Consider the following 21,750-nt stretch of genomic DNA (forward strand, 5'->3'; position numbering starts at 1 on the left):
CTTGACGACCATAGAGCGTTGGAACCACCTGATCCCATCCCGAACTCAGAAGTGAAACGACGCATCGCCGATGGTAGTGTGGTGCTTCACCATGTGAGAGTAGGTCATCGTCAAGCTCCTATACGAAACCCCAGATCTCGAAAGAGATCTGGGGTTTCTTCTTTGTGGTGCGGAAAACTGCCTCGGCCGGGGTGTGGCGTATATCGGTGCGATATGTCGGCGTTTGGTGGTGCTCGGATAGAATGCGCGAATTCTGCAGGGGACTTTCATGTCAGACTCGCCGCACGAACCCTCCTTGTCATCCTTGCCGCTCGAGCAGTTGATTGCCTGCCATGAGTGCGATCTGCTGATGCGCAAGCCGTTGCTGCAGGATGGGGAAAGTGCCGAATGCCCCCGCTGCGGCTATGAGTTGTTCAGCCATCGGCACCATGTCGTGCGACGCAGCATGGCGTTGGTGCTGACAGCATTGCTTCTTTACGTGCCGGCCAACTTTCTGCCGATCATGCAACTCAACCTGCTGGGCCAGACCTCACAGGATACGGTCTGGAGTGGCGTGCTCGGCCTGTACGAGAGCGGCATGCAGGGCATTGCTGTGGTGGTGTTTCTATGCAGCATGGCGGTGCCGCTGCTCAAGCTGCTCTGTCAGTTGCTCGTCTTGCTGAGTATTCGCCTCGACTTCGGTCGTAGCTACGGGCTGCTGCTCTATCGGATCTATCACCATATGCGCGAGTGGGGGATGCTCGAGGTCTATCTGATGGGCATTCTGGTGGCGATGGTGAAGTTGATGGACCTGGCCGATCTGAGTCTGGGGCTGGGTTTGTTCTGCTTTGTCGCATTGCTGTTGGTTCAGGTATGGCTGGAGGTGACCATGTCACCGCATCAGATCTGGCAGGCTCTGTCCGGAGGAGCGGAGTATGCGGGCGATTGATGCAGGACTGCTGATCTGCCACGAGTGCCATCAGCTCAATCCTTCTGGGCAGCCTGCCTGCAGCCGCTGTGGCGGACGTCTCCATTCTCGCCGGCCAAACAGTCTTGCGCGAACCTGGGCACTGCTGCTGACCTCGATGATTCTCTATATCCCGGCCAACCTGCTGCCGATTATGACAGTCAACAGTCTGGGCAGAGGCGCTCCAGCCACCATCATGGGAGGGGTGCTGGAACTGATCCATCTGGGCATGCTGCCGATTGCGGCAGTGGTGTTCATCGCCAGCATCCTGGTGCCGAGTTTCAAACTGGTTGGCCTTGCGCTGCTGCTTTACTCCGTGCAACGCCATCAGCCGATGTCTGCCCAGCAGCGGATTCTGATGTACCGCTTCATCGAATGGATCGGCCGCTGGTCGATGCTGGACATCTTCGTCATTGCCATTCTGGTGGCCTTAGTGAACTTCGGCAGTCTGGCCAGTATCGAAGCCGGCGCCGGTGCCGCTGCCTTCGCCAGTGTGGTCATTCTGACCATGTTGGCGGCACTGACCTTCGATCCTCGTTTGATTTGGGATAACACGGAAATCCATCATGACTGATCTCCCTTTGGCCAAGACACGCCCGGCTTCGACCTGGTCGGCCATCTGGATCTTACCGCTGTTGGCCCTGCTGATTGGCGGTTGGCTGGCCTGGCGTGCCTATAGTGACGCCGGCATTCAGGTTGAGTTGGTATTTTCCACTGGTGATGGAATCCAGGCGGGCAAGACCGAGCTGATGTACAAGGGCATGGCGGTGGGCAAGGTGACCGCCATCGGCCTCGATGACAGTGGGCAGGGGCGAGGTGTCGTTGCGACACTTGAGGTCAACAAGGAGCTTGAGCCCTACCTGCGCAGCGGGACGCGCTTCTGGTTGGTGCGGCCAAGCGTTACCCTGGCCGGTATCAGTGGGCTGGAAACTCTGGTATCGGGCAACTACATTACCTTCAGTCCGGGCGAGGGAGAGGTGGCGCGTAGCTTCACTGCGCTGGATCATGAGCCGCCTATGGGGGACGAGGTGCCCGGCCTGCACCTGACGCTTAAAGCCGAGCGGCTTGGTTCTCTCAATCGTGACAGTCCGGTTTTCTACCGGCAGATCCAGGTGGGGAGAGTCAAGAGCTACGCGTTGGGTGAAGACCAGAGCACCGTGGAGGTGAAGGTCTTTATCGAGCCGACCTATGCCCACCTGGTACGCAAGCACACGCGCTTCTGGAACGCCAGCGGAATCAGCGTGGATGCCGATCTGTCCGGTTTCAAGCTGCGCAGCGAGTCACTGGCGAGCATTGTCGCTGGCGGCATCGCTTTTGCGACTCCGGAGCATCGCAAGGACAGCCCGCCGACGGATCCGAGCCTGCCGTTTCGACTCTATGAGAGTTATGACGAGGCTCAGGCTGGTATCAAAGTTACGGTTCGTCTGAATGACTTTGACGGTCTGCAGGAAGGGCGTACCCCGGTAATGTACAAGGGTATCCAGGTCGGCTTGCTGAAAACCCTGGAGATCGCGCCTAGTCTCGCCGGCGCTACTGCTGAACTGACCATCAATCCTCTGGCCGAGGTGTATCTGGTAGAGGGGACGGAGTTCTGGGTGGTCAAACCATCCATTTCGCTGGCTGGCATCACCGGACTTGAGGCGCTGGTCAAGGGGAACTACATCGCCGTAAGGCCGGGCGAGCCAGGCAGCCCGGCGGCCCGCAGCTTCGTTGCCCGGAGCAAGGCACCACCTCTGGATCTAGGAGCACCCGGCCTGCATCTGGTATTGGTTAGTGAGCAGCTAGGCTCCCTTGAGGTCGGTAGTCCGGTGCTCTATCGACAGATCAAGGTCGGTTCGGTACAGAGCTATCAACTTAGGCATGATGGCGGGCAGATCCTGCTGGGGGTGCATATCGAGCCGGACTACGCTCACCTGGTGAACAGTTCGACACGCTTCTGGAATGCCAGTGGCATCACTCTCAAAGGCGGACTGTCCGGCGTGGAGGTCAAGAGTGAGTCGTTGCAGACCCTGTTGGCTGGGGGCATTGCTTTCGATACTCCGGATCCAGAGGCGGCGAGCTCCTCACGGCAAGTGCAACGCTTCACTTTGCATGCCAACCGCGACAGTGCCTTGCAGCTCGGAGTGCCTATTACCCTTCGACTAACTGATGGTGATGGTCTGCAGCCCGGGACTCTGGTGCGCTACAAGGGCCTGGAGGTCGGCCGGGTGGAGCATTTGCGGCTGAGCGACGATCTGCAGGAAGTGATTCTGGAGACCCGCATCACTCGGGCTGCGGAGCAGATCGCCCGTGAAGGTTCGCGCTTCTGGGTGGTGAAGCCGGAGTTCGGGCTGACGCGCACGGCGAACCTCGGCACGCTGGTCAGCGGTCAGTATCTGGAGGTGCAGCCGTCTGAGCTCGGTAATGCGCGGCGAACCGATTTCAGGGTATTGCCGGCTGCACCCAATCAGGTTCGCGAGGAGAATGGCCTGCGCGTGGTGCTGAGCGCCCCCCGGCTTGGTTCCATCAAACCTGGGGTTCAGGTTAGTTATCGTGAGGTTCCGGTGGGCAGGGTGGTGGATTTCGAGCTGGGGCCGACCTCGGACCGGGTGCTGATCCATGTGCTGATTGAGCCGCGTTATGCACCGCTGGTTCGCAGTGGCAGTCGCTTCTGGAACGCCAGTGGTATCGGTGTGGACGCCGGGTTGTTCAGAGGAGTGAAGGTGCGCACCGAGTCGCTCGAGGCACTTCTGGAGGGTGGCATAGCCTTTGCTACACCAAACAATCCGGAGATGGGCGGGCCGGCGCTGCCCGGACAGACCTTCGCACTGTTCGACGAGGCAGAGGAAGCCTGGTTGCAATGGGCGCCGAAGATCGTGCTGGAGCAGTGAGTGCGAAAAGGGGCCGCATTGAGCGGCCCCTTTTACTTGGGCTTCAGAAAGGTTGGCGAGTCGAACGCTCCCTGTATGATCAGGCCATCTCGGCTGCATCCTGCGGCTGAGCCGAGAGTGTTTGGGCTCTTTCGCGCGGCTTGATGAACTTCCAGTCTGCTTCGTCGATGTAGATGCCGTTGGGGCCGCTGCCACCTTCCAGGTCGATGGCCACATGGGCCGAAACCTGTGGCTTGACCGAGGCAAGGATCGGCACAAAGCCCAGTTGCAGGCTGGTTTCGATCAGTGCCTGCTGGTTGCGCTCGTCGATGTCCGCTGCCTCGTCGAGGTAGTAGGGCAGGCGGATGCGTCCGGCCTGCTCGCGATCCATCAGGTGCAGTAGCAGATACATGTTGGTCAGCGCCTTGATGGTCATGGTGGTGCCGTTGGAGGCGGCCCCATCAATGTCCGTGTGGATCACCGGCTGGCCATGCATCTTGGTGATCTCGAAGGCCAGTTCGAACAGATCCTTCAGTCCCAGCTGGTTGCCGTTGGCGGCCACCAGGCGCGACAGGTAGTCCTTGGCCTCCTCGTTCTTCGCATCCTGCTCGGCGCTCTGGCTGAGGTCGAACACCGACAGGGTCTCGCCTTCCTCGTACTGCCCGGCACTGTGGATGATCTGATCGATATGTCGCAACGCCTCTTTGTTCGGCGCCAGGACAATGCGGAAACTCTGCAGGTTGGAGACCTGACGACGGTTGATCTCGCGGTTGAACAGCGCCAGTTGGTGTTCCAGGTTGTCGTAGTCGCTGCGGATATTGCGCAATGTCCGGGCAATGTCGGTGACCGCTGCACGGCGTGCCTTGGCCAGGGTCAGAGCTTCGTCCTGACGGTGCGCGTAGGCATTGACCAGCAGTTGGATGCGGCGCTCGGCGTCGTCCTCGCTATCGAATTTGGCCACACCTTTGAGGCGGATCTGTGCGTAGAGCGCCTCGATCTGGCCGTCGATGCGTTGCAGAGCCTGCCAGGTGTCCTGATAGTCGCTCAGTAGCGGCAGCAGATTGTCCAGTGAGTCGTCCACCGGATCCATGAACGGCGTGCCGAAGGGAAGATCGGCCGGCAGCAATTGGCGACGGCGCAGGGCGTCTTCCAGAGTACGCTCCTTGGCTTCCAGATCGGCCAGTTGGCGGCTGACCAGCTGCAACTTGGCCGACAGCTGCTGAACGCGCTCGGCGAAGGCATCGCTGGCTCGGCGGAGTTCGTCCTGGGTGGCTTCCAGCTCTGCCAAACGTGCGAGCTTCTGCGGTTCTTCGGCGGTCAGGGTCTGACTCTTGCGGAAGTCCTCCAGAGCTTTCTGGGCGTCCAGAACCGCCTGGTACAACTGCTCGGCCTGGGCCTTGCTGGCAGCCCGGTCGGCGGTGACCGACTGCTGGGTTTTCAGTTGCTTGAGTTCGCGCTCCAGACGATCCTTCTGGTCGCGCAGGGCGGCGCGGTCAGCCAGCGCCTGCAGGGCCGGCGGCTCGATCTGGCTGAGATCGATGGCTAGACCGGGCACTTCGAAGATGTTGCCCTTGAAGCGGTCAAGCACTGCCTCGACGGCCGGGATCCAGTCGTCGCCCTCGGCCCGGATGCCTTTCTCGCCCAGCGGCAGGCTGAACAGCTGGCCGTTGAACAGGCGCATCAGGCGGTCGACATCCTGCTGGCTGAACTCCTCGCGCAGGCGCGAGTAGCTGTTGTTGTCGGCGTGGTCGAGCTGTTGCCGAACTGACTTCAGGCGCTTTTCCAGATCGCGCACGCGCTCGTCCAGATCTTCGCTGGAGAACTGGCGGGACTGTGCCAGAGCACCGGCCAGCTCATCGTGGGCGTCCTTGGCGGCCAGCAGTTGCTCCTCCAGCACCCTGGCATCCTCGATCAGGGCAAAGCGGTTCTTCAGTACCGCCAGTTCGCCCAGCCAGCGCTGAATTTCGCTGATCTCACGCTCCAGCCGTATCAGCTCCGAGGTGGAGCTGCGCTGTTCGTTCTGCAGGCCGTCCTGTTCGCTTCTGTAGTGCTCGGCCTGGATCAGAAGTTCTTCCTTGCGTGCGTCGGCGTAGTCGTGCCAGGTGCCGAGCAGGCTGTCGAGCAGCGGTGAGAGGCGGTGCATCTTGCCGCGCAGAATGTCGCGCTGGGTTACGCCGGCAGCCAGTGCTTCGATCAGCGGGCCGGCGGCAACCAATGCCTGGTAGTCCTGCTCCATGCGGCGCACGTCACGGAAGGCTTCCTCGGTGGCGGCAATGTAATCGACGCTGCCCGAGCGCAGGCTGTGCTCGAAGGCATCGAGGAACAGTTGCTTGAGCTTGGCTGCCGTGATTTCCCTCATATGCAGGAGGTTGATAAACAGTGCGCGGAAGGTCTTCAGGCTCTGTTCGCTGGTCGAGCGCAGCGGAATCAGGGTCAGATCCAGCGGAATGCTGGTATGGCCGCCTACTAGCAGGCGGCGCAGCTCATCGGGCTTGAGTTCGTAGGCGGTAATGCCGGCCTGAGCGAGGTTTTTGAACAGCTCGCGCTGGCGTAGGCAGGTGCCGTTCTGCTGGTAATGATCCAGATCCAGTTCGCCGGCATAGGCGAAGAACTGGTGACCGAAGCCGCCTCCCGGACCGCGGCCGGCCACGCCGATCACGTGAGGGCCGTGGGGCAGGACGACTTCGACGAGGATGTAGCTGGTGTCCGTGGCGAAGTAGAACTTGCGTGATTGTTCCAGGCTGTACTTGCCGAAGCTCATGTCTGACATGCGCGCCAGAATTGGAAACTGCAGGGCGTTGATCGAGGCGGACTTGCCAAGGTTGTTGGCGCCGTAGACCGACAGCGGGTTTTCCAGCGGGAACAGCCCGAGGCTGTAGCCAGCAGTATTCAGCAGGGCGAAGCGGCGGATGCCGTAGCGTTCCTGACTCATGCGTCCATCTCCTGTGCGGCGCGTTCTTCAGCCATGGCTCGGGCCAGGGCATCATCCTCGGATTCTCCCTCCGGCGCGTCGGCTTCTTCGGTCTCGTCGCCGGCCAGTACCGGAGCCGGCAGCGGCAGGTCGCTGCTGTGCAGGCTGGCGGCCAGATCGCGGTCGTGCTGTACGGCCAGACAGACATCGAGGAAGCGGTGCATCGGTGGAAGGAAGCGGTAGACGCCGTTGCTGTCCTCGGCAAAGCCGAGCTGGGTCAGGCGGCGGATGATCTTGTCTTCCAGCTCCTCGAAGGTGGTCACCTCAGCTTGCAGGAACAGGTCGCGGTACTTGTCCAGCAGGGCCGGAAGTTCGTCGCGGCCAAGGCTGCCGCCGTCGAGTACCGAGAGCGGATCGCGGCCCTGATCGGCGAGATGTTCGACCAGGATGAAGGTGAACAACGCCAGACGCTGGGCGGTCTTGTTTACCTGCGGGGCGATCTGTTCCGGGACGAAGTAGTAGAAGCCGCGCGGGTCGCAGACCAGTTCGAAGCCGAGAGCCTTGAACAGGGCGCGGTATTGATCCTGCATGCTCGACAACTGGGCGTAGCACTCCGGCTCGCTACGCGAGATGTGGTAGCCCTTGAACAGGTCGCGGAACACCGCCGCGAGCTGGGTCATTTCTTTGAGGTCGATATTCATACGTCGTGCTCACGGGCAGGAGTTGGGTGAAGCGTGCCGCAGCGCGCTCCGCCTGAGAGTTCGGGATGGCTGATGGTGAACAGAAAGGGTGTTGTCCACTCTATCTTGCGTTTAAGCATTGGGCTGGCCCACCAGTGCAAAGGAACTGAGGCTGAGCTCATGTTCGCGGGTCAGGTAGCTGCGACGCTCCAGACGCTCACGCTGGAAGCGCGATTCGCGTGACAGTCGCGAGAACCAGTAGAGCAACTCGTCGGTGGCGCCGTCCGGCTCCTGCTCCAGCAGCCAGGCCATCAGATCCGGCAGCGGCAGTGCCTGCTCGCAGCGTTCGATCATCTCTCGTGCGGTCTTCGGCGCCTTGGGCGCGCCACCCTTGCGGGTGCTACTGGCCTTGGGGAAGTGTGCCGGTTTCGCTTCGAAGCGGGCCAGGGCATAGACGTAAGCCTCGACCTGCGAGGCCGAACCGAGGAAGTTGCTTTGTGGCCGGGTAAACAGCGGCATGGCGGCCTGCGGCACGGCGTCGATGCCCTTCTTGCGGATCACCGACAGTGCCAGCGCTGCGCCACGGGTCACGGCGTTATGCCGGCGGGCTTCCTCGCGCAGCGGCAGCAGCAGTTCGCGGGCCCGGCGCAGGGTCAGCTGGGCGGTGGTTTGCATTTCCAGGATGCGTGCGTGGGTGCGCAGCAGCAGGTCGTCGTCGACCAGTTGGCCGAGACGCTGCTGATCGCCGAGCAGGCGCAACAGTACCTGCTCGACCCGGCGCACACCCTGCTCGAAGGCACCGTCGGCTGCCACCAGTTGAATCATCGGCTCGACGTATTCGTCCCAGGTGGCCAGTACTTCGGCGTAGCGCTGGCGCAGTGGGATCTGTCTGTCCGAGGTTTTGGCCCGGTCGGCCACGCCGGCCAGGGCCTGCTCGTCGTTGGCCAGCTTCTTCAGTACATCGCGCACGCGCATATCGAGCAGGCGCAGCTGGCGCGCCAGATCGGCGGCATCACGCACCTCGAAGGCGTCCTGAATATAGCCGGCCAGACGCTCCAGATGGCGCAGGTAGGCTTCTATCTCCAGGCACAGACCAAGGCGGTGCTCACGGCGCAGGTAGGCAAGGAAGTCGTGAATCTGCGCGTTGAGCTCGAAGCGGTTGGGGCTCTTGGCCACCGGCACCAGGATGTCCAGGCGGATCCAGTTGTCGAGCAGGGCAGTGATGTCACTGGGCGTGGCGTCCGGCAGCTGCATGGTCAGTTGGCTGCGCAGCTCAACCAGGCTCAGGGTTCCGGCATCGAACCGCTCGCAAAGCGGTTCGAGCAACGTCCAGTGTTCGGCGAGGGCGCGCAATACGCGCTTGGGATCGATCATCGAGGCGCCGGCTTCCAGGCAAGTGAAAAGAGACAATTGTACTGCAAGGCGAATGCCGGTTTTGAGCCTGAGTCGATCAGAGGTGTCTTGGTAGCGCACAAGCAATGCGCTGTTGTGCAAAAAATCTCCAATGCCCTTTCGATATCCTGCGGTTATCGGCACAATTCGCGTCCACTTTTTCCGGAGGACGGAAGCGCCTCCATTGCTCGATCCATGCTGGGGCTACGAGATGATCCAGACGCCGTACTACCTCATCGATAAACAGAAACTGCTGGTCAACCTGGAGAGGATCGCCTACGTGCGTGAAAACTCAGGGGCCAAGGCGTTGCTGGCGCTTAAGTGTTTTGCTACCTGGTCCGTGTTCGACCTGATGCAGCAGTATATGGACGGTACGACCTCGTCGTCCCTCTATGAACTGAAGCTCGGCCGGCAGAAGTTTGCCGGCGAGACTCACGCCTACAGCGTGGCCTGGGCCGACGACGAGATCGAGGAGATGGTTGCCAACTGCGACAAGATCATCTTCAACTCCATCGGTCAGCTTGAGCGCTTCGCTGCGCGAACCGAAGGCACCATCCGCGGCTTGCGGGTCAACCCGCAGGTGAGCAGTTCCGATTACCTGCTGGCAGATCCGGCTCGCCCGTTCAGCCGCCTGGGCGAGTGGGACGCGGAGAAGATCGAGAAGGTCATGGGGCAGATTTCCGGCTTCATGTTCCACAACAACTGTGAGAACGGCAGTTTCGAACTGTTCGACAAGATGCTCACCACCATCGAGGAGCGCTTTGGTCATTTGATCGCCCAGGTTGACTGGGTCAGCCTGGGTGGCGGTATTCACTTCACCGGCGAGGGTTATCCGATCGACGCCTTCTGTGCGCGGCTGAAGGCTTTCTCCGAAAAATACGGTGTTCAGGTTTATCTCGAGCCGGGCGAGGCAGCGATCACCCTGAGTGCCTCACTGGAAGTGACGGTGCTCGACACGCTGTACAACGGCAAACACCTGGCGGTGGTCGACAGCTCCATCGAGGCGCACATGCTCGATCTGCTGATCTATCGCCAGAACGCCAAGATGGAGCCTGCACAGGGTGAGTACACCTATATGGTGTGCGGCAAGTCCTGCCTGGCTGGCGACATTTTCGGCGAGTACCAATTTGATCGTCCGCTGGCCATCGGCGATCGGCTGTCGTTCATCGATGCGGCAGGCTACACCATGGTCAAGAAAAACTGGTTCAACGGCCTAAAAATGCCGTCCATCGTGGTGAAACAACTTGACGGTAGTGTTGAGGTGGTTCGCCAATTTTCCTTTGACGATTACCTGTCCAGCCTGTCCTGACAGCTGGCACGGTAAGGAGAGATAACGAATTGAAGAAAAATGTTCTGATCATTGGTGCAGGAGGTGTTGCCAAGGTGGTGGCCCATAAGTGCGCGCAACACAATGACGAGTTAGGTCGCATTGCAATTGCGTCGCGCAGCATCTCCAAATGCCAGGCCATCATCGACAGCGTGCAGGCCAAGGGCAGCCTCAAGCAGCCCGGTGAGATCAAGGCCTATGCGCTGAACGCCCTGGACGTGGAAGCAACCAAGGCATTGATTCGCGAAACCGAGTCGCAGATCGTCATCAATGTCGGTTCTGCGTTCCTCAACATGTCCGTACTGCGCGCCTGTATCGATACTGGTGCGGCGTATCTGGACACCGCCATTCACGAAGATCCGAACAAGATCTGTGAAACCCCGCCGTGGTATGGCAACTACGAGTGGAAGCATCTGGCCGAATGCCAGGAAAAGGGCGTGACGGCCATCCTCGGTGTCGGCTTCGACCCGGGTGTGGTCAACTCCTACGCCGCGCTCGCCCAGCAGAAGTTCTTCGACAAGATCGAGTCGATCGACATCCTCGACGTCAACGCCGGTTCGCACGGCAAGTACTTCGCGACCAATTTCGACCCGGAAATCAATTTCCGCGAATTCACCGGTACGGTGTGGAGCTGGCAGAACAGCCAGTGGACGCCGAACCGCATGTTTGAGGTTAAACGTACTGACGACCTGCCAGTGGTGGGCGTGCAGAACCTCTACCTGACTGGTCATGATGAGGTGCACTCGCTGTCCAAGCACCTCGATGTGCCGAACATCCGCTTCTGGATGAGCTTCGGCGACCACTACATCAATGTGTTCACCGTGCTGAAGAACCTCGGCCTGCTCTCCGAGCAGCCGGTCAAGACCGCCGAGGGCCTGGAGGTGGTGCCGCTCAAGGTGGTCAAGGCCGTACTGCCCGACCCTGCCTCGCTGGCGCCGGGCTACACTGGCAAGACCTGCATCGGCGACCTGGTCAAGGGCAGCAAGGATGGCCAGCCGCGTGAGCTGTTCATTTACAATGTGGCTGACCACGAGGAAGCCTACGCCGAGACCGACAGCCAGGGCATTTCCTACACCGCCGGCGTGCCGCCGGTGGCCGCCGCGCTGCTGGTTGCGCGTGGCGAGTGGGACTCTCGGCGCATGGTCAACGTCGAGGAACTGCCGGCCGAGCCGTTCCTCAAGCTCCTGGATGTGATGGGCCTGCCCACCCGCATCAAGGACGAGCACGGTGATCGTCCCTGGGATCAGTCGATCTGATTGCAGCAAGGCCCGCCATTCGGCGGGCCTTTTCGTTGCGGTGCCGCTTGTGCCTGGCCGCAGGTTCAGCGTGCTGGCGCCGGCGATCCGCGAAAACCGTCGCGGCGCTTCCCGCACCGGTCATTTCACGCGACAATTCGCGCCTTGTTCATCTCGCTTGCTGGAGCGCCTGTGATTCCCGAACAGCGCCGTCGCGCCTACCTCGATGCCATGCAGGTCGCCACCTGGCTGCCGCGCACCGAGCTGCCCTTTGCCGCCCCTTCGCGGCCGGAGCTGCTTGCGCCGCTGCAGGTGGAGGACGAGGTATCGGTCGAGCCGCTGTCTGCGCCTGTTGCGCCGGTACGCGAGGCGCCGGTCGAGCGGCCGAAGATCGAGGTTCCGCGCCCGGGCGCCCAGCCACGCCAGGCGGTTGTCGAGCCGGTGGCGGAACCCGAGGCGGTCGAGGAAAAGCCGGCCCGGGTCAGTGCACCGCCACCACGTTTCGCCCTGCAACTGCTGCGTGCCGGCGATTGCGCCCTGCTGGTGGAACTGCCTACCGGTCAGCCCTTCCAGAGTCGCGACCCGGCCTACATTCTGCTCAAGGACCTGCTGCGCGCCGCAGGCCTGCCGGACAGCCCGCAGCTGCTCGGCGAACCGGTACGCTGGCCGCTGCTGGTGCGCGGCAATCTGGATCAGGGCCCGCAGGCAGCATTGGAGTTCGTCCAGAGTTTCGTTGCCGCGCGTCTGGAAGAGCAGCCCAGCACCTGCCTGTGGCTGGTCGGCCTGCCGGCCATTCGCTTCGCCGGTGAGAGTGACGAACACAGCTACAACCGCGAATTGCAGATCGAAGGCCTTGGCACCTGCTGGGCGCTGCCGGGGCTGGAGCTGCTGATGGAAGAGCCAGCGCGCAAGCGTGAGCTGTGGCAGGCCATGCGGCGTGTTCGCCAACGCTGGTTAGCCCCGGCTCAATCCTGAGAGCACCTGTCTTTTGTTCCCGAGTTACGCCCAATGAGCGATGCAATTTCCTTCCGCCCGATGACCGAGGCGGATCTCGATGCCGTGCTGAAGATCGAATATGCCGCCTTCAGCCATCCCTGGACGCGGGGCATCTTCCTCGACAGCCTCAAGTCCTATAACTGCTGGCTGATGTTCGAAGGCAGCCAGCAGGTCGGCCACGGCGTGATCAACCTGATCCTCGACGAAGCGCATCTGCTCAATATCACCATCAAGCCGGAAAGCCAGGGCCGTGGCCTTGGCTTGCGCCTGCTCGAGCATCTGATGAAAGAAGCCTACGAGCTGGGCGGGCGCGAATGCTTCCTCGAAGTGCGCGCCAGCAACCAGAGCGCCTACCGCCTTTACGAGCGTTTCGGCTTCAACGAAGTGGGGCGCCGCCGCGATTACTATCCGGCGGTCGGTGGTCGTGAAGACGCGTTGGTGATGGCCTGCACGCTGGTCGATTGAAGGTTTGTCTGCTGACCCGCTGACCCGCTGACGCCTTCAGCCGGGATGCCCGTCCACGCGGGCACGACAGAGGATCGGCGTGTAGTAGAGGGTGAACAGGGCGAAGGCCAGGCTCCAGCAGAGTGCTGCCAGCCATAGCCCGTCGCTCCCCGCCGAGACCCGAATCAGCGCGCCCAGATTGAGCAGGCCGAATGCCCAGGCCATCGCCCTGGGTGGTTGCAGCGCGCGGCCGGTATGGCCGAGGCTGACCCGCGCCATCATAGCCAGGATCAGCCCGCCCATCGCGCCCACCGCCAGGGCGTGGCTGGCCAGACTGGGGTGCGCCAGCCAGCCCAGGTGCCAGGCGGCCATGCCCAGTGTGGCCAGCAGAAGCCAGGCGTAGGCCAGGTGCAGCGACCACAGCAGCGGCACACGCCAGATGCCGAGCAGGTGCCAGCGCCACAGACGAAGGCCGTGCAGCACGCTCAGCACGATGAACGGGATGGCCAGCCAGGCGCGAGCCTGCAGGTTATGCCCGCTGGCGAACAGCGCGGCGACCAGCACACCCAAGACCAGCAGCAAACGATCCTGCCAGGGGTGGGCGGCGAAGGCCTCGACCCGGCCCAGGCCGCGCTGGGTAAAGAAGGGGATCACGCGACCGCCGATCAGGCTCAGCATGACCGCAATCAGCCACAATGCGGCCAGTGCGCCACGGCGTTGCAGGCCATCGTCGGCCAGCACCAGACCGGCGAGAGTGAGGGCCTGGCACAGCGCGAGCAGGCTCAGCACCAGCAGGATCGGGTAGTTGTTACGCTGCCGCGCCGCGATCAGCTGGCGCGCCATCTGCGCGATGAACAGGCCGATAAAGCTCAGTTGCAGCACGATCAGCGCAGTCAGCGGTGCGGGAACGAACCAGACCAGGCGCGCCGCCAGCCACAGCCCGAACAGTGCGATCAGGGGGCGGCCACTGAGGCCCGGGCTCCCGGTCCAGGTCTGCACGGCCGTGAGCAGGAAGCCGGCGATGATCGCCAGGCCGAAACCGAAGGGCATTTCGTGGCGATGCCAGGCGAGCAGGCCACCGGGCACCGCGGGGCTTGTCAGCCCGTACAGCGCTGCCGCCCAGAGGGCGACAGCGAGCAGGGCGAACAGGGCGCCGGCGACAAAGAACGGGCGAAAGCCCAGACGCCACAAGGGCGCTATGGCCAGTGCCCGCTTGCGATCAAGCAATTGCATGTACGCATGCCTCATCTTTCAGGCGTTGCTGCGCGACCAGGCGCAGCACATAAGCGATCTTCAGTATGGCAGGGCCGATCAGCGTCAGGCTGTGCGCCAGCACTAGCGTTGGCACGTTCAACTGCCTTTCCAGGCCATAGGCCGTCACCAGCCCCACCAGCAGCAGGATCAGGCCGGCCCAGAGCAACTGGCTGGACAGGTGCAGAATCTGCAGCGGCGGAAGATTCAGTGGGTACATGGTTCACCTCCTCATCGTTCAGTGATCCAGAGCCGAGGCCGGGCCGAAGAACTCGTAGCGGCTCTGTTCGGCCGGTACGCCCAGTGCCTGCAGGTGGCGCTTGACCTGGGCCATGAAAGGTTTCGGGCCGAGGAAGTAGGCGTCCAGGTCACGCTCGGCCGGCAGCCACTGCTCCAGCAGCTCGTGGCTGAGAAATCCCTCGGCATCGCCCTGGTCCCCCACGCGCGGTTCGCTGTAGCAGACGTAATGGCGGATCTGCGGATGCCTGGCGGCGTGGGCTTCGACCCAGTCGCGGAAGGCATGCACTTCGGCATTGCGCGCACAGTGGATGAAATGGATCGGTCGGCCGCTGTGCCGCGCAGCATCGAGCATGGCCAGCGCCGGAGTGATGCCGACGCCGGCGCTGATCAGGGCCAGCGGCTTGTCCGATTCGTTCAGGGTGAACTCGCCAGCAGGCGGGAACAGGTCCAGCACATCGCCAACCTGAACCTTGTCATGCAGGTGGTTGGACACGCGGCCGCCAGGCTCGCGCTTGACGCTGATGCGATACTCGATGCCGTTGGCCATGGCTGACAGCGAGTAGTTGCGGCGCACTTCTTCGCCGTCCAGCTGCAGGCGCAGGCCGATGTACTGGCCGGGCTGGTAGTCGAGCAGATCGCCGCCATCGACCGGAACCAGGTGGAAGGAGGTGATCTCGGCGCTTTCGACGACCTTGCGTACCACGCGGAAGGCCCGCGCGCCGCGCCAGCCGCCCGGTGCGTCGGCGTTCTCGGCATACTGGCTTTCTTCCGCTTCGATAAGGATGTCGGCCAACTGCTGATAGGCTGCGGCCCAGGCATCGATCACCGCGTCGGTGGCGATCTCGGTGCCGAGTACCTCGCGGATCGCGCGCAGCAGGCAACTGCCGACGATGGGGTAGTGCTCCGGCAGAATCTGCAGCGAAACGTGTTTGTTGACGATCTGCGCCACCAGCGGGCCGAGCGCCTCCAGGCGGTCGATGTGGCGGGCGTACATCAGCACGCCATTGGCCAGGGCACGCGGCTGGTCGCCGCTGGCCTGGTGGGCCTGGTTGAACAGCGGGCGAACCTCGGGATACTCGCTGAGCATCATCCGGTAGAAATGGGTAGTCAGCGCCTCGCCGCCGCTTTCCAGCAGGGGCACGGTGGCTTTGATCAGGGCGAGTTGAGCGGTGGTCAGCATAAGTGTATCTCCGCAAGGCAAGTAAGGACGCCGGTTTGGCTCGTCTGGCCGGTTGTGGCGTGCTAGCGTTAGCGCAGGATACCTTTCAGAAAGCATGCCATTTAAAAAGTATTTAAATATCAATGACTTAATGATTTTATGGTCTTAATGACTCGCAGTTGATTCGAGTCATTAAGACAATGAGTAGTCTTTATGACCGCAAATCCTCTGCTGGAAACCCTCATTCCTCTGGTCGCCGATCTGTCCCGAGATCTGGATGATGGCGAGCGTTACCGTCGCCTGCTCGCCGCCTTGCGCCAGCTCTTTCCTTGCGATGCCGTGGCGCTGCTGCGACTCGACGGCGAGGTGCTGGTGCCGCTCGCGGTCGAGGGGCTGAGCCCCGACACCCTGGGCCGACGCTTCCGGGTCAGCGAGCATCCGCGCCTGGCCGCGCTGCTGGAACATGCCGGGCCGACCCGTTTCGCCGCAGACTGTGGCTTGCCCGACCCCTACGACGGACTGGTCGAGGGGCTGCATGGCCATCTTGAAGTGCACGATTGCCTCGGTTGCCCGCTCTATCTGGACGAGCAGCTCTGGGGGCTGCTGACCCTGGACTCGCTCGATCCGGCCAGTTTCGGACTGCTCGATCTGGACAGTCTCGATGCATTCGCCAGCCTGGCGGCGGCGACGGTCAAGGTCAGCGAGCGCATCAGCGGCCTGGCGCAGCGGGTGGAGGCCGAGCGCCAGCTCACCGAGCTGTACAAGCAGGCCCGTCAGCAGCCGCGCGAGTTGGTGGGACAGAGCACGGCGCTGCGCAAGCTGCAGGACGAGATTCGCCTGGTCGGCGACAGCCCGCTGACCGTGCTGATCACCGGTGAAACCGGCGTCGGCAAGGAGCTGGTGGCCGAAGCCATCCACGCCGCTTCGCCGCGTGCGCAGCGGCCACTGGTCAGCATCAACTGCGCGGCGCTACCCGAAGCGCTGGTGGAGAGCGAGCTGTTCGGCCATGTGCGCGGTGCCTTCTCCGGGGCGATGAACGAACGCAGCGGCAAGTTCGAGCTGGCCGATGGCGGCAGCCTGTTCCTCGACGAAGTGGGCGAGTTGCCGCTGGCGATTCAGGCCAAGCTGCTGCGCGTGCTGCAGAGCGGCCAGTTGCAGCGCGTCGGCTCGGATCGTGAACACCGCGTCGACGTACGGGTGATTGCCGCCACCAACCGTGACCTGGCGGCCGAAGTGCGTGCCGGACGCTTTCGCGCCGACCTCTATCACCGTCTGAGCGTCTATCCGTTGCCGGTGCCGCCGCTGCGCGCGCGCGGTCGCGACGTGCTGTTGCTGGCCGGCTACTTTCTCGAAGAGAACCGCGCCCGGCTCGGCTTGCGCAGCCTGCGCCTGAGTGCGGAGGCGCAGAAGGCGCTGCTGGGCCACGACTGGCCGGGCAACGTGCGCGAGCTGGAGCATCTGGTCGGCCGTGCGGCGATCAAGGCGCTGGCCCGCCATGGCGAGCGCCCGCGCATTCTCAGCCTGGATGTGCAGGACCTGGATCTGCCGATGGCCGAGGCGCCGCCCCTGATCGACGAAGCACTGGCGTCCGGCGAGTCGATGCCGGCGGGCGTGGAGCTGCGTGCGGCGGTGGACGCCTTCCAGCGCAGGTTGATCGAGCAGTGCCTGGAACGTCACCAGGGCAAGTGGGCTGACGCGGCGCGCGAGTTGGGGGTGGATCGCGCCAATCTCAGCCGCCTGGCCAGACGCCTGGGCATTCGGTAGCAGGGTGGTGGGGGGATTTAGCGCGATCTGTTGACGTCGCGCCTGAAGCCTCTCCCAGGTGATCGGCATCTGTCCGTTGTCCGGATGCAATCCGGGGCCGGCAATTCCCGGATTTCATCCGGGCTGCAGTTGGAATACCAGCGCCTTCAGGCCGCTCTCCGGCGAGATGTCGGGAAACTCCGGCGGGTTGTCCAGGCGCTCGATGAAACGCAGTTGCGGCGCTTCGGCGGCCATGCCGTCGATGAGGAAATCCGGACCGATATCCGGGGCGTTGACGCAGGCCAGCACCGTACCCTGCTCGCTGAGCAGTTCCGGCAGGCGCCGGAGAATCTTGCAGTAGTCCTGGGTGAGGGCGAAGCTGCCTTTCTGAAAACTCGGCGGGTCGATGATCACCAGATCGTACGGCCCGCTCTTGCGTACCTTGCCCCAGGACTTGAACAACTCGTGGCCGAGAAATTCCACCCGCCCCAGGTCGTGCCCGTTCAGGCGATGGTTGTCGCGCCCGCGTGATAGCGCCGCACGGGCCATATCCAGATTGACCACGCGCTCGGCACCGCCGGCGATGGCGGACACCGAAAAGCCGCAGGTATAGGCGAACAGGTTGAGCACGCGTTTGCCGGCGGCCTGCCCGCGCACCCACTGGCGGCCCAGGCGCATATCGAGGAACAGGCCGCTGTTCTGCTTGCTGCCCAGATCGAGCAGGTAGTGCAGGCCGTCCTCGACAATGGGCCACTGCGCCTGCGGCTCGCCGGCCAGCCATTCGCTCTCGCTGCCCTGTACGTAGCGGTGCTGCAGCAGCAGCCCGCGCGCTCCGCTGGCCTGCCATTGCGCTGTTGCCAGCAACTCCAGCAGCAGCGGGCGCAGCGCGGGCGATGGCTCGCGAAACAGCATCACCAGAACGATGCCGGACAGCCAGTCGACGGTAATCTGCTCCAGGCCGGGCCAGCAGCGGCCACGGCCATGAAACAGGCGGCGGGTTTCGCTGCCGGGGTGGTTGTCCAGCGCCTGCAGCAGATGCTCGCGCAGGGTGACGAGGGCGGCGTCAGTCATCGCGGGTCAGCACTTCCAGCAGCTCGATCTCGAAGGTCAGGTTGGCATTCGGCGGAATCCGGCCTACCGTGCGCTCGCCATAGCCAAGGTGCGCCGGAACGAACAGCCTGCGCTTGCCGCCTACCTGCATGCCTATCAGGCCCTGATCCCAACCCTTGATCACCCGTCCGGTGCCGATCACGCACTGGAACGGCTTGCCGCGCGAGAAGGACGAGTCGAACTCGCTGCCGTCGGCCAGCCAGCCGCGATACTGGGTAGTGATCAGGGCGCCCTTGACCACGGCCTTGCCGTCGCCGGGTTGCAGGTCTTCGATGATCAGTTGGTCAGTCATGTCAGGGTTCCTTGCGATGACGGTTTTGGCTGGCCTGCACGGAGCGTTCGGCGGGAACGCGCAGCTGGGTCAGCAGGTAGTCGGCGAAAGCCGGCTCATAATTCTGCAGGGCGATGGCACCGGCCATGCAGCTCAGCCAGCTTTCCGCCAGCGCCTGGTCGATTGGCCACTGCGCATGAAAGGCCGGAATGCTGATGCTGCCGTAGCGCTCGGCGAACAGTCGTGGGCCGCCCAGCCAGCCGCTGAGAAAGCAGGCCAGCTTGTCGCGCGAGGTGCTCAGGTCGGCCGGGTGCAACGCGCGCAGTGCAGCGGCTTCGGGGCGCTCGTCCATCAGCCGGTAGAAATCGTCGACCAGCCGGCGCAGACCGTCGATGCCGCCAGCGGCCTGGAAGGAAGCGTCGCCGCTGCCATAGGGTGGTGTCTTGCTCATGGCGCCATGTCCGCAGAAAAGCCGCCATTGTAACCGCTGGCGTAGAATGGTCGGCCAGTATGATGTGAGGCGGCTTGGATCAACGATGACGCAACCTCAACAGGGCTTCGTGCTCAGTCGCCACTGGCGCGACACGCCGGACGGCATAGAGGTGGCCTTCTGGCTGGCCACCGATGCCGGCCCGCGCCAGGTGCGTCTGCCGTATCAGGAGGCGGTGGCCTTCATTCCCGCCAAGCAGCGTGCGCAGGCCGAACCGCTGTTGCAGGGGGGCGAGTTGCGCGAGCTGGCGCTACGTGACTTTCACCATCGTCCGGTACTGGGGTTGTACTGCCGCCAGTACCGCCAACTGTTGCAGTTGGAGAAGAAGCTGCGTCAGGTCGGTATCGATGTGTACGAGGCCGATATCCGTCCGCCGGATCGCTACCTGATGGAGCGTTTCATCACCGCCTCCGTCAGCTTCGAGGGCATCGAGCAGGCGGACGGCAGCCTGCTGTGCCGGTCGCTCAAACCCGCCGCCGATTACCGTCCGACGCTGCGCCTGGTATCGCTGGATATCGAGACCAGCGCCCGTGGCGAGCTGTATTCCATTGCTCTGGAGGGCTGCGGTCAGCGGCAGGTGTACATGCTCGGCCCGGCCAATGGCGATGTCAGCATTGTCGACTTCGATCTGGAGTATTGCGACAGCCGCCTGCAACTGCTGGAGCGTCTCAACCAGTGGCTGGCGCAGCACGACCCGGACGCCATCATCGGCTGGAACCTGGTGCAGTTCGATCTGCGCGTGCTGCATGAGCATGCCGAACAGTTCAAGCTGCCGCTGCGTCTGGGGCGCGGTGGTGACGTGATGGGCTGGCGCCAGCACAACAGCGCTCAGCACTACTTCGCCGAAGCCGCCGGGCGGCTGATCATCGACGGTATCGAGGCGCTGCGCTCGGCCACCTGGAGCTTCCCTTCGTTCAGCCTGGAATCGGTGGCGCAGACTCTGCTCGGCGAGGGCAAGGCAATCGACACGCCCTATGCGCGGATGGACGAGATCCAGCGCATGTTCGACGAGGACAAGCCGGCGCTGGCGCGTTACAACCTCAAGGACTGCGAGCTGGTGACGCGGATCTTCGCCCGCACCGACCTGCTCGCCTTTCTGCTCGAGCGCTCCAGTGTCACTGGCCTTGCCGCCGACCGTAGCGGTGGCTCGGTGGCCGCCTTCACCCACCTGTACCTGCCGCCGATGCACCGCCTGGGTTTTGTGGCGCCAAATCTGGGCGACATCCGGGGAGAGAACAGCCCTGGCGGCTTTGTCATGGATTCGCGTCCCGGCCTGTACGACTCGGTACTGGTATTGGACTACAAGAGCCTGTATCCCTCGATTATCCGCAGCTTTCTGATCGACCCGGTAGGGCTGGTGCAGGGGCTGCGGCAGCCGGACGATGCGCATTCGGTGGAGGGCTTTCGTGGTGCGCGATTCTCGCGCAGCGCGCACTGCCTGCCGGCCATCGTCGAGCGTGTCTGGCAGGGCCGCGAGGCGGCCAAGCGCGAAGGCAATGCAGCGTTGTCGCAGGCACTTAAGATCATCATGAATGCCTTCTACGGCGTGCTTGGCTCCAGTGGCTGCCGCTTCTTTGACCCGCGTCTGGCCTCGTCCATCACCCTGCGTGGGCATCAGATCATGCGTCGCACCCGCGAGCTGATCGAGGCCGAGGGCTATTCGGTGATCTACGGCGATACCGACTCCACCTTTGTCTGGCTTGGCCGTGCTCATGACGAGGCCGAAGCAGCGCAGATCGGCCGGGCGCTGGTATCAGGGGTCAATGCCTGGTGGCGTGAGCACCTGCGCCAGGAGTATGGCCTTGAGAGTGCTCTGGAGCTGCAGCTCGAGACCCACTACCGGCGTTTTCTGATGCCGACCATCCGTGGTACCGAGCAGGGCAGCAAAAAACGCTATGCCGGCTTGGTGCATCGTGACGACGGCCGTGAGGAGCTGGTGTTCAAGGGGCTGGAAACGGTACGCAGCGACTGGTCGCCACTGGCCCAGTGTTTCCAGCAGGAGCTGTACGGCCGGGTATTCGCCGGCCAGCCCTACGAGGACTATGTGCGTGATTACGTGCGGCGCACCTTGGCTGGCGAGTTGGATGAGCTACTGGTCTATCGCAAGCGCCTGCGCCGGCGGCTCGACGACTACCTGCGCAATGTACCGCCGCAGGTACGCGCCGCGCGTCTGGCCGACGCCCACAATCAGCGCCTGGGGCGGCCGTTGCAGTACCAGCGCGGCGGCTGGATCAGCTACCTGATCACCACGGCCGGGCCGCAGCCACTGGAATGCCTGCAATCGCCGGTGGACTACGAGCACTACCTCAGTCGCCAGCTCAAGCCGGTGGCCGATGCCATTCTGCCGTTCGTCGGTAGCCGTTTCGAGCAACTGGTGGACGGGCAACTGCGGCTGTTCTGAGTTCCGTTTCAGGCGTTGTCAGTTGCTGCGGTGCCGCCGGGCCAGCTCAATGCGGCCGAAGCGGGCGGGCTTGTCCAGCGGCGTGATGGCCAGCAACTGATCCAGGCGAATCTCCAGGGGACCGCTGTCGCTCTGCAGTACCAGCCATTCGTCCGTGTTGCTGGTGCGGGTGGTCTGTGCTCTGGCTTTCAGGGTCGAGCCGTCGAGCAGCTCCAGTTGCAATCGGTAGCCATACAAACAGGCGATTTCCAGGTAGTCGTACAGATCGCAGGACAGAGGCTGATAGGCCTTCATCATCTTCTCCC

The 21,750-nt window shown here is 63.0% G+C and carries 19 protein-coding genes and 1 rRNA gene; 10 read left to right on the plus strand and 10 right to left on the minus strand.

What is annotated here, in order from left to right; all coding sequences use genetic code 11:
* The 4 genes from rrf to NCCP436_RS16670 all read left to right on the plus strand — a co-directional run bounded on the left by rrf (nucleotide 1) and on the right by NCCP436_RS16670 (nucleotide 3,816).
* A 5S ribosomal RNA gene (gene rrf / locus NCCP436_RS16655) occupies nucleotides 1–116 on the plus strand.
* Nucleotides 117–268: 152 nt separating this feature from the next.
* The gene (locus NCCP436_RS16660; protein WP_220805090.1) at nucleotides 269–928 is read left to right on the plus strand and encodes a paraquat-inducible protein A; all 660 of its coding nucleotides are present in this window, start codon (nucleotides 269–271) and stop codon (nucleotides 926–928) included.
* The gene (locus tag NCCP436_RS16665; protein WP_220805091.1) at nucleotides 915–1,520 is read left to right on the plus strand and encodes a paraquat-inducible protein A; all 606 of its coding nucleotides are present in this window, start codon (nucleotides 915–917) and stop codon (nucleotides 1,518–1,520) included. The genes NCCP436_RS16660 and NCCP436_RS16665 overlap by 14 nt, the downstream gene beginning before the upstream one ends.
* Nucleotides 1,513–3,816 (plus strand): PqiB family protein, encoded by a 2,304-nt coding sequence (locus NCCP436_RS16670; RefSeq protein ID WP_220805092.1) that lies wholly within the window; start codon nucleotides 1,513–1,515, stop codon nucleotides 3,814–3,816. Before NCCP436_RS16665 ends, NCCP436_RS16670 begins: the two co-directional genes overlap by 8 nt.
* 79 nt (nucleotides 3,817–3,895) lie before the next feature.
* Here NCCP436_RS16670 and mksF read toward each other — a convergent pair whose 3' ends face one another.
* The 3 genes from mksF to mksB all read right to left on the minus strand — a co-directional run bounded on the left by mksF (nucleotide 3,896) and on the right by mksB (nucleotide 8,760).
* A complete protein-coding gene (gene mksF / locus NCCP436_RS16675) occupies nucleotides 3,896–6,727 on the minus strand; it encodes an Mks condensin complex protein MksF (RefSeq protein ID WP_220805093.1) in 2,832 nt (943 codons plus the stop codon).
* The gene (gene mksE / locus NCCP436_RS16680) at nucleotides 6,724–7,407 is read right to left on the minus strand and encodes an Mks condensin complex protein MksE (RefSeq protein WP_220805094.1); all 684 of its coding nucleotides are present in this window, start codon (nucleotides 7,405–7,407) and stop codon (nucleotides 6,724–6,726) included. The genes mksF and mksE overlap by 4 nt, the downstream gene beginning before the upstream one ends.
* Nucleotides 7,408–7,518: 111 nt before the next feature.
* Nucleotides 7,519–8,760: an Mks condensin complex protein MksB gene (gene mksB / locus NCCP436_RS16685; protein ID WP_220805095.1), complete on the minus strand. Its 1,242-nt coding sequence runs from the start codon at nucleotides 8,758–8,760 to the stop codon at nucleotides 7,519–7,521.
* Between the two features lie 229 nt (nucleotides 8,761–8,989).
* Between mksB and NCCP436_RS16690 the strand changes: the two genes are divergently transcribed.
* From NCCP436_RS16690 to rimI, 4 genes are all read left to right on the plus strand, one after another.
* Nucleotides 8,990–10,087 (plus strand): carboxynorspermidine decarboxylase, encoded by a 1,098-nt coding sequence (locus NCCP436_RS16690; RefSeq protein ID WP_220805123.1) that lies wholly within the window; start codon nucleotides 8,990–8,992, stop codon nucleotides 10,085–10,087.
* A 29-nt stretch (nucleotides 10,088–10,116) separates the two neighbouring features.
* On the plus strand, nucleotides 10,117–11,361 hold the full coding sequence (locus NCCP436_RS16695) for a saccharopine dehydrogenase family protein (protein WP_220805096.1): 1,245 nt from the start codon (nucleotides 10,117–10,119) through the stop codon (nucleotides 11,359–11,361).
* A 171-nt stretch (nucleotides 11,362–11,532) separates the two neighbouring features.
* A complete protein-coding gene (locus NCCP436_RS16700) occupies nucleotides 11,533–12,315 on the plus strand; it encodes an energy transducer TonB (protein WP_220805097.1) in 783 nt (260 codons plus the stop codon).
* Between the two features lie 33 nt (nucleotides 12,316–12,348).
* Nucleotides 12,349–12,801, plus strand: coding sequence for a ribosomal protein S18-alanine N-acetyltransferase (rimI, locus tag NCCP436_RS16705; protein ID WP_220805098.1), 453 nt, complete (start codon nucleotides 12,349–12,351; stop codon nucleotides 12,799–12,801).
* Nucleotides 12,802–12,837: 36 nt separating this feature from the next.
* On the opposite strand, the gene NCCP436_RS16710 is transcribed toward rimI, so the two are convergent.
* From NCCP436_RS16710 to hmpA, 3 genes are read right to left on the minus strand one after another with little or no spacing between them, the layout of a single operon-like run.
* Nucleotides 12,838–14,013: an NnrS family protein gene (locus NCCP436_RS16710; RefSeq protein ID WP_220805099.1), complete on the minus strand. Its 1,176-nt coding sequence runs from the start codon at nucleotides 14,011–14,013 to the stop codon at nucleotides 12,838–12,840.
* A complete protein-coding gene (locus NCCP436_RS16715; RefSeq protein WP_220805100.1) occupies nucleotides 14,000–14,251 on the minus strand; it encodes a transmembrane sensor/regulator PpyR in 252 nt (83 codons plus the stop codon). The genes NCCP436_RS16710 and NCCP436_RS16715 overlap by 14 nt, the downstream gene beginning before the upstream one ends.
* Nucleotides 14,252–14,269: 18 nt before the next feature.
* Entirely contained in the window at nucleotides 14,270–15,451 is a 1,182-nt protein-coding gene (gene hmpA / locus NCCP436_RS16720; RefSeq protein ID WP_220805101.1) for an NO-inducible flavohemoprotein, read from the minus strand.
* A 192-nt stretch (nucleotides 15,452–15,643) separates the two neighbouring features.
* Here hmpA and norR point away from each other — a divergent pair, with 192 nt between their 5' ends.
* Nucleotides 15,644–17,194: a nitric oxide reductase transcriptional regulator NorR gene (gene norR, locus NCCP436_RS16725; RefSeq protein WP_220805102.1), complete on the plus strand. Its 1,551-nt coding sequence runs from the start codon at nucleotides 15,644–15,646 to the stop codon at nucleotides 17,192–17,194.
* A 114-nt stretch (nucleotides 17,195–17,308) separates the two neighbouring features.
* Here the strand turns inward: norR and NCCP436_RS16730 are convergent, their stop codons facing one another.
* The 3 genes from NCCP436_RS16730 to NCCP436_RS16740 are packed head-to-tail and all read right to left on the minus strand — an operon-like array spanning nucleotide 17,309 to nucleotide 19,005.
* Nucleotides 17,309–18,244: a class I SAM-dependent methyltransferase gene (locus NCCP436_RS16730; RefSeq protein WP_220805103.1), complete on the minus strand. Its 936-nt coding sequence runs from the start codon at nucleotides 18,242–18,244 to the stop codon at nucleotides 17,309–17,311.
* Nucleotides 18,237–18,575 carry an FKBP-type peptidyl-prolyl cis-trans isomerase gene (locus tag NCCP436_RS16735; RefSeq protein WP_220805104.1) on the minus strand — a complete coding sequence of 113 codons (339 nt, stop codon included), beginning with the start codon at nucleotides 18,573–18,575 and terminating at the stop codon, nucleotides 18,237–18,239. The genes NCCP436_RS16730 and NCCP436_RS16735 overlap by 8 nt, the downstream gene beginning before the upstream one ends.
* Before the next feature lies 1 nt (nucleotide 18,576).
* On the minus strand, nucleotides 18,577–19,005 hold the full coding sequence (locus tag NCCP436_RS16740; protein WP_220805105.1) for a group II truncated hemoglobin: 429 nt from the start codon (nucleotides 19,003–19,005) through the stop codon (nucleotides 18,577–18,579).
* 85 nt (nucleotides 19,006–19,090) lie between these two features.
* Between NCCP436_RS16740 and NCCP436_RS16745 the strand changes: the two genes are divergently transcribed.
* Nucleotides 19,091–21,445: a DNA polymerase II gene (locus NCCP436_RS16745; protein WP_220805106.1), complete on the plus strand. Its 2,355-nt coding sequence runs from the start codon at nucleotides 19,091–19,093 to the stop codon at nucleotides 21,443–21,445.
* A gap of 18 nt (nucleotides 21,446–21,463) precedes the next feature.
* Here NCCP436_RS16745 and NCCP436_RS16750 read toward each other — a convergent pair whose 3' ends face one another.
* A complete protein-coding gene (locus NCCP436_RS16750; RefSeq protein ID WP_220805107.1) occupies nucleotides 21,464–21,739 on the minus strand; it encodes a Rho-binding antiterminator in 276 nt (91 codons plus the stop codon).
* Between the last annotated feature and the right edge of the window lie 11 nt (nucleotides 21,740–21,750).

It is taken from the genome of Pseudomonas sp. NCCP-436 (assembly GCF_019656335.1).
Lineage (GTDB): Bacteria > Pseudomonadota > Gammaproteobacteria > Pseudomonadales > Pseudomonadaceae > Aquipseudomonas.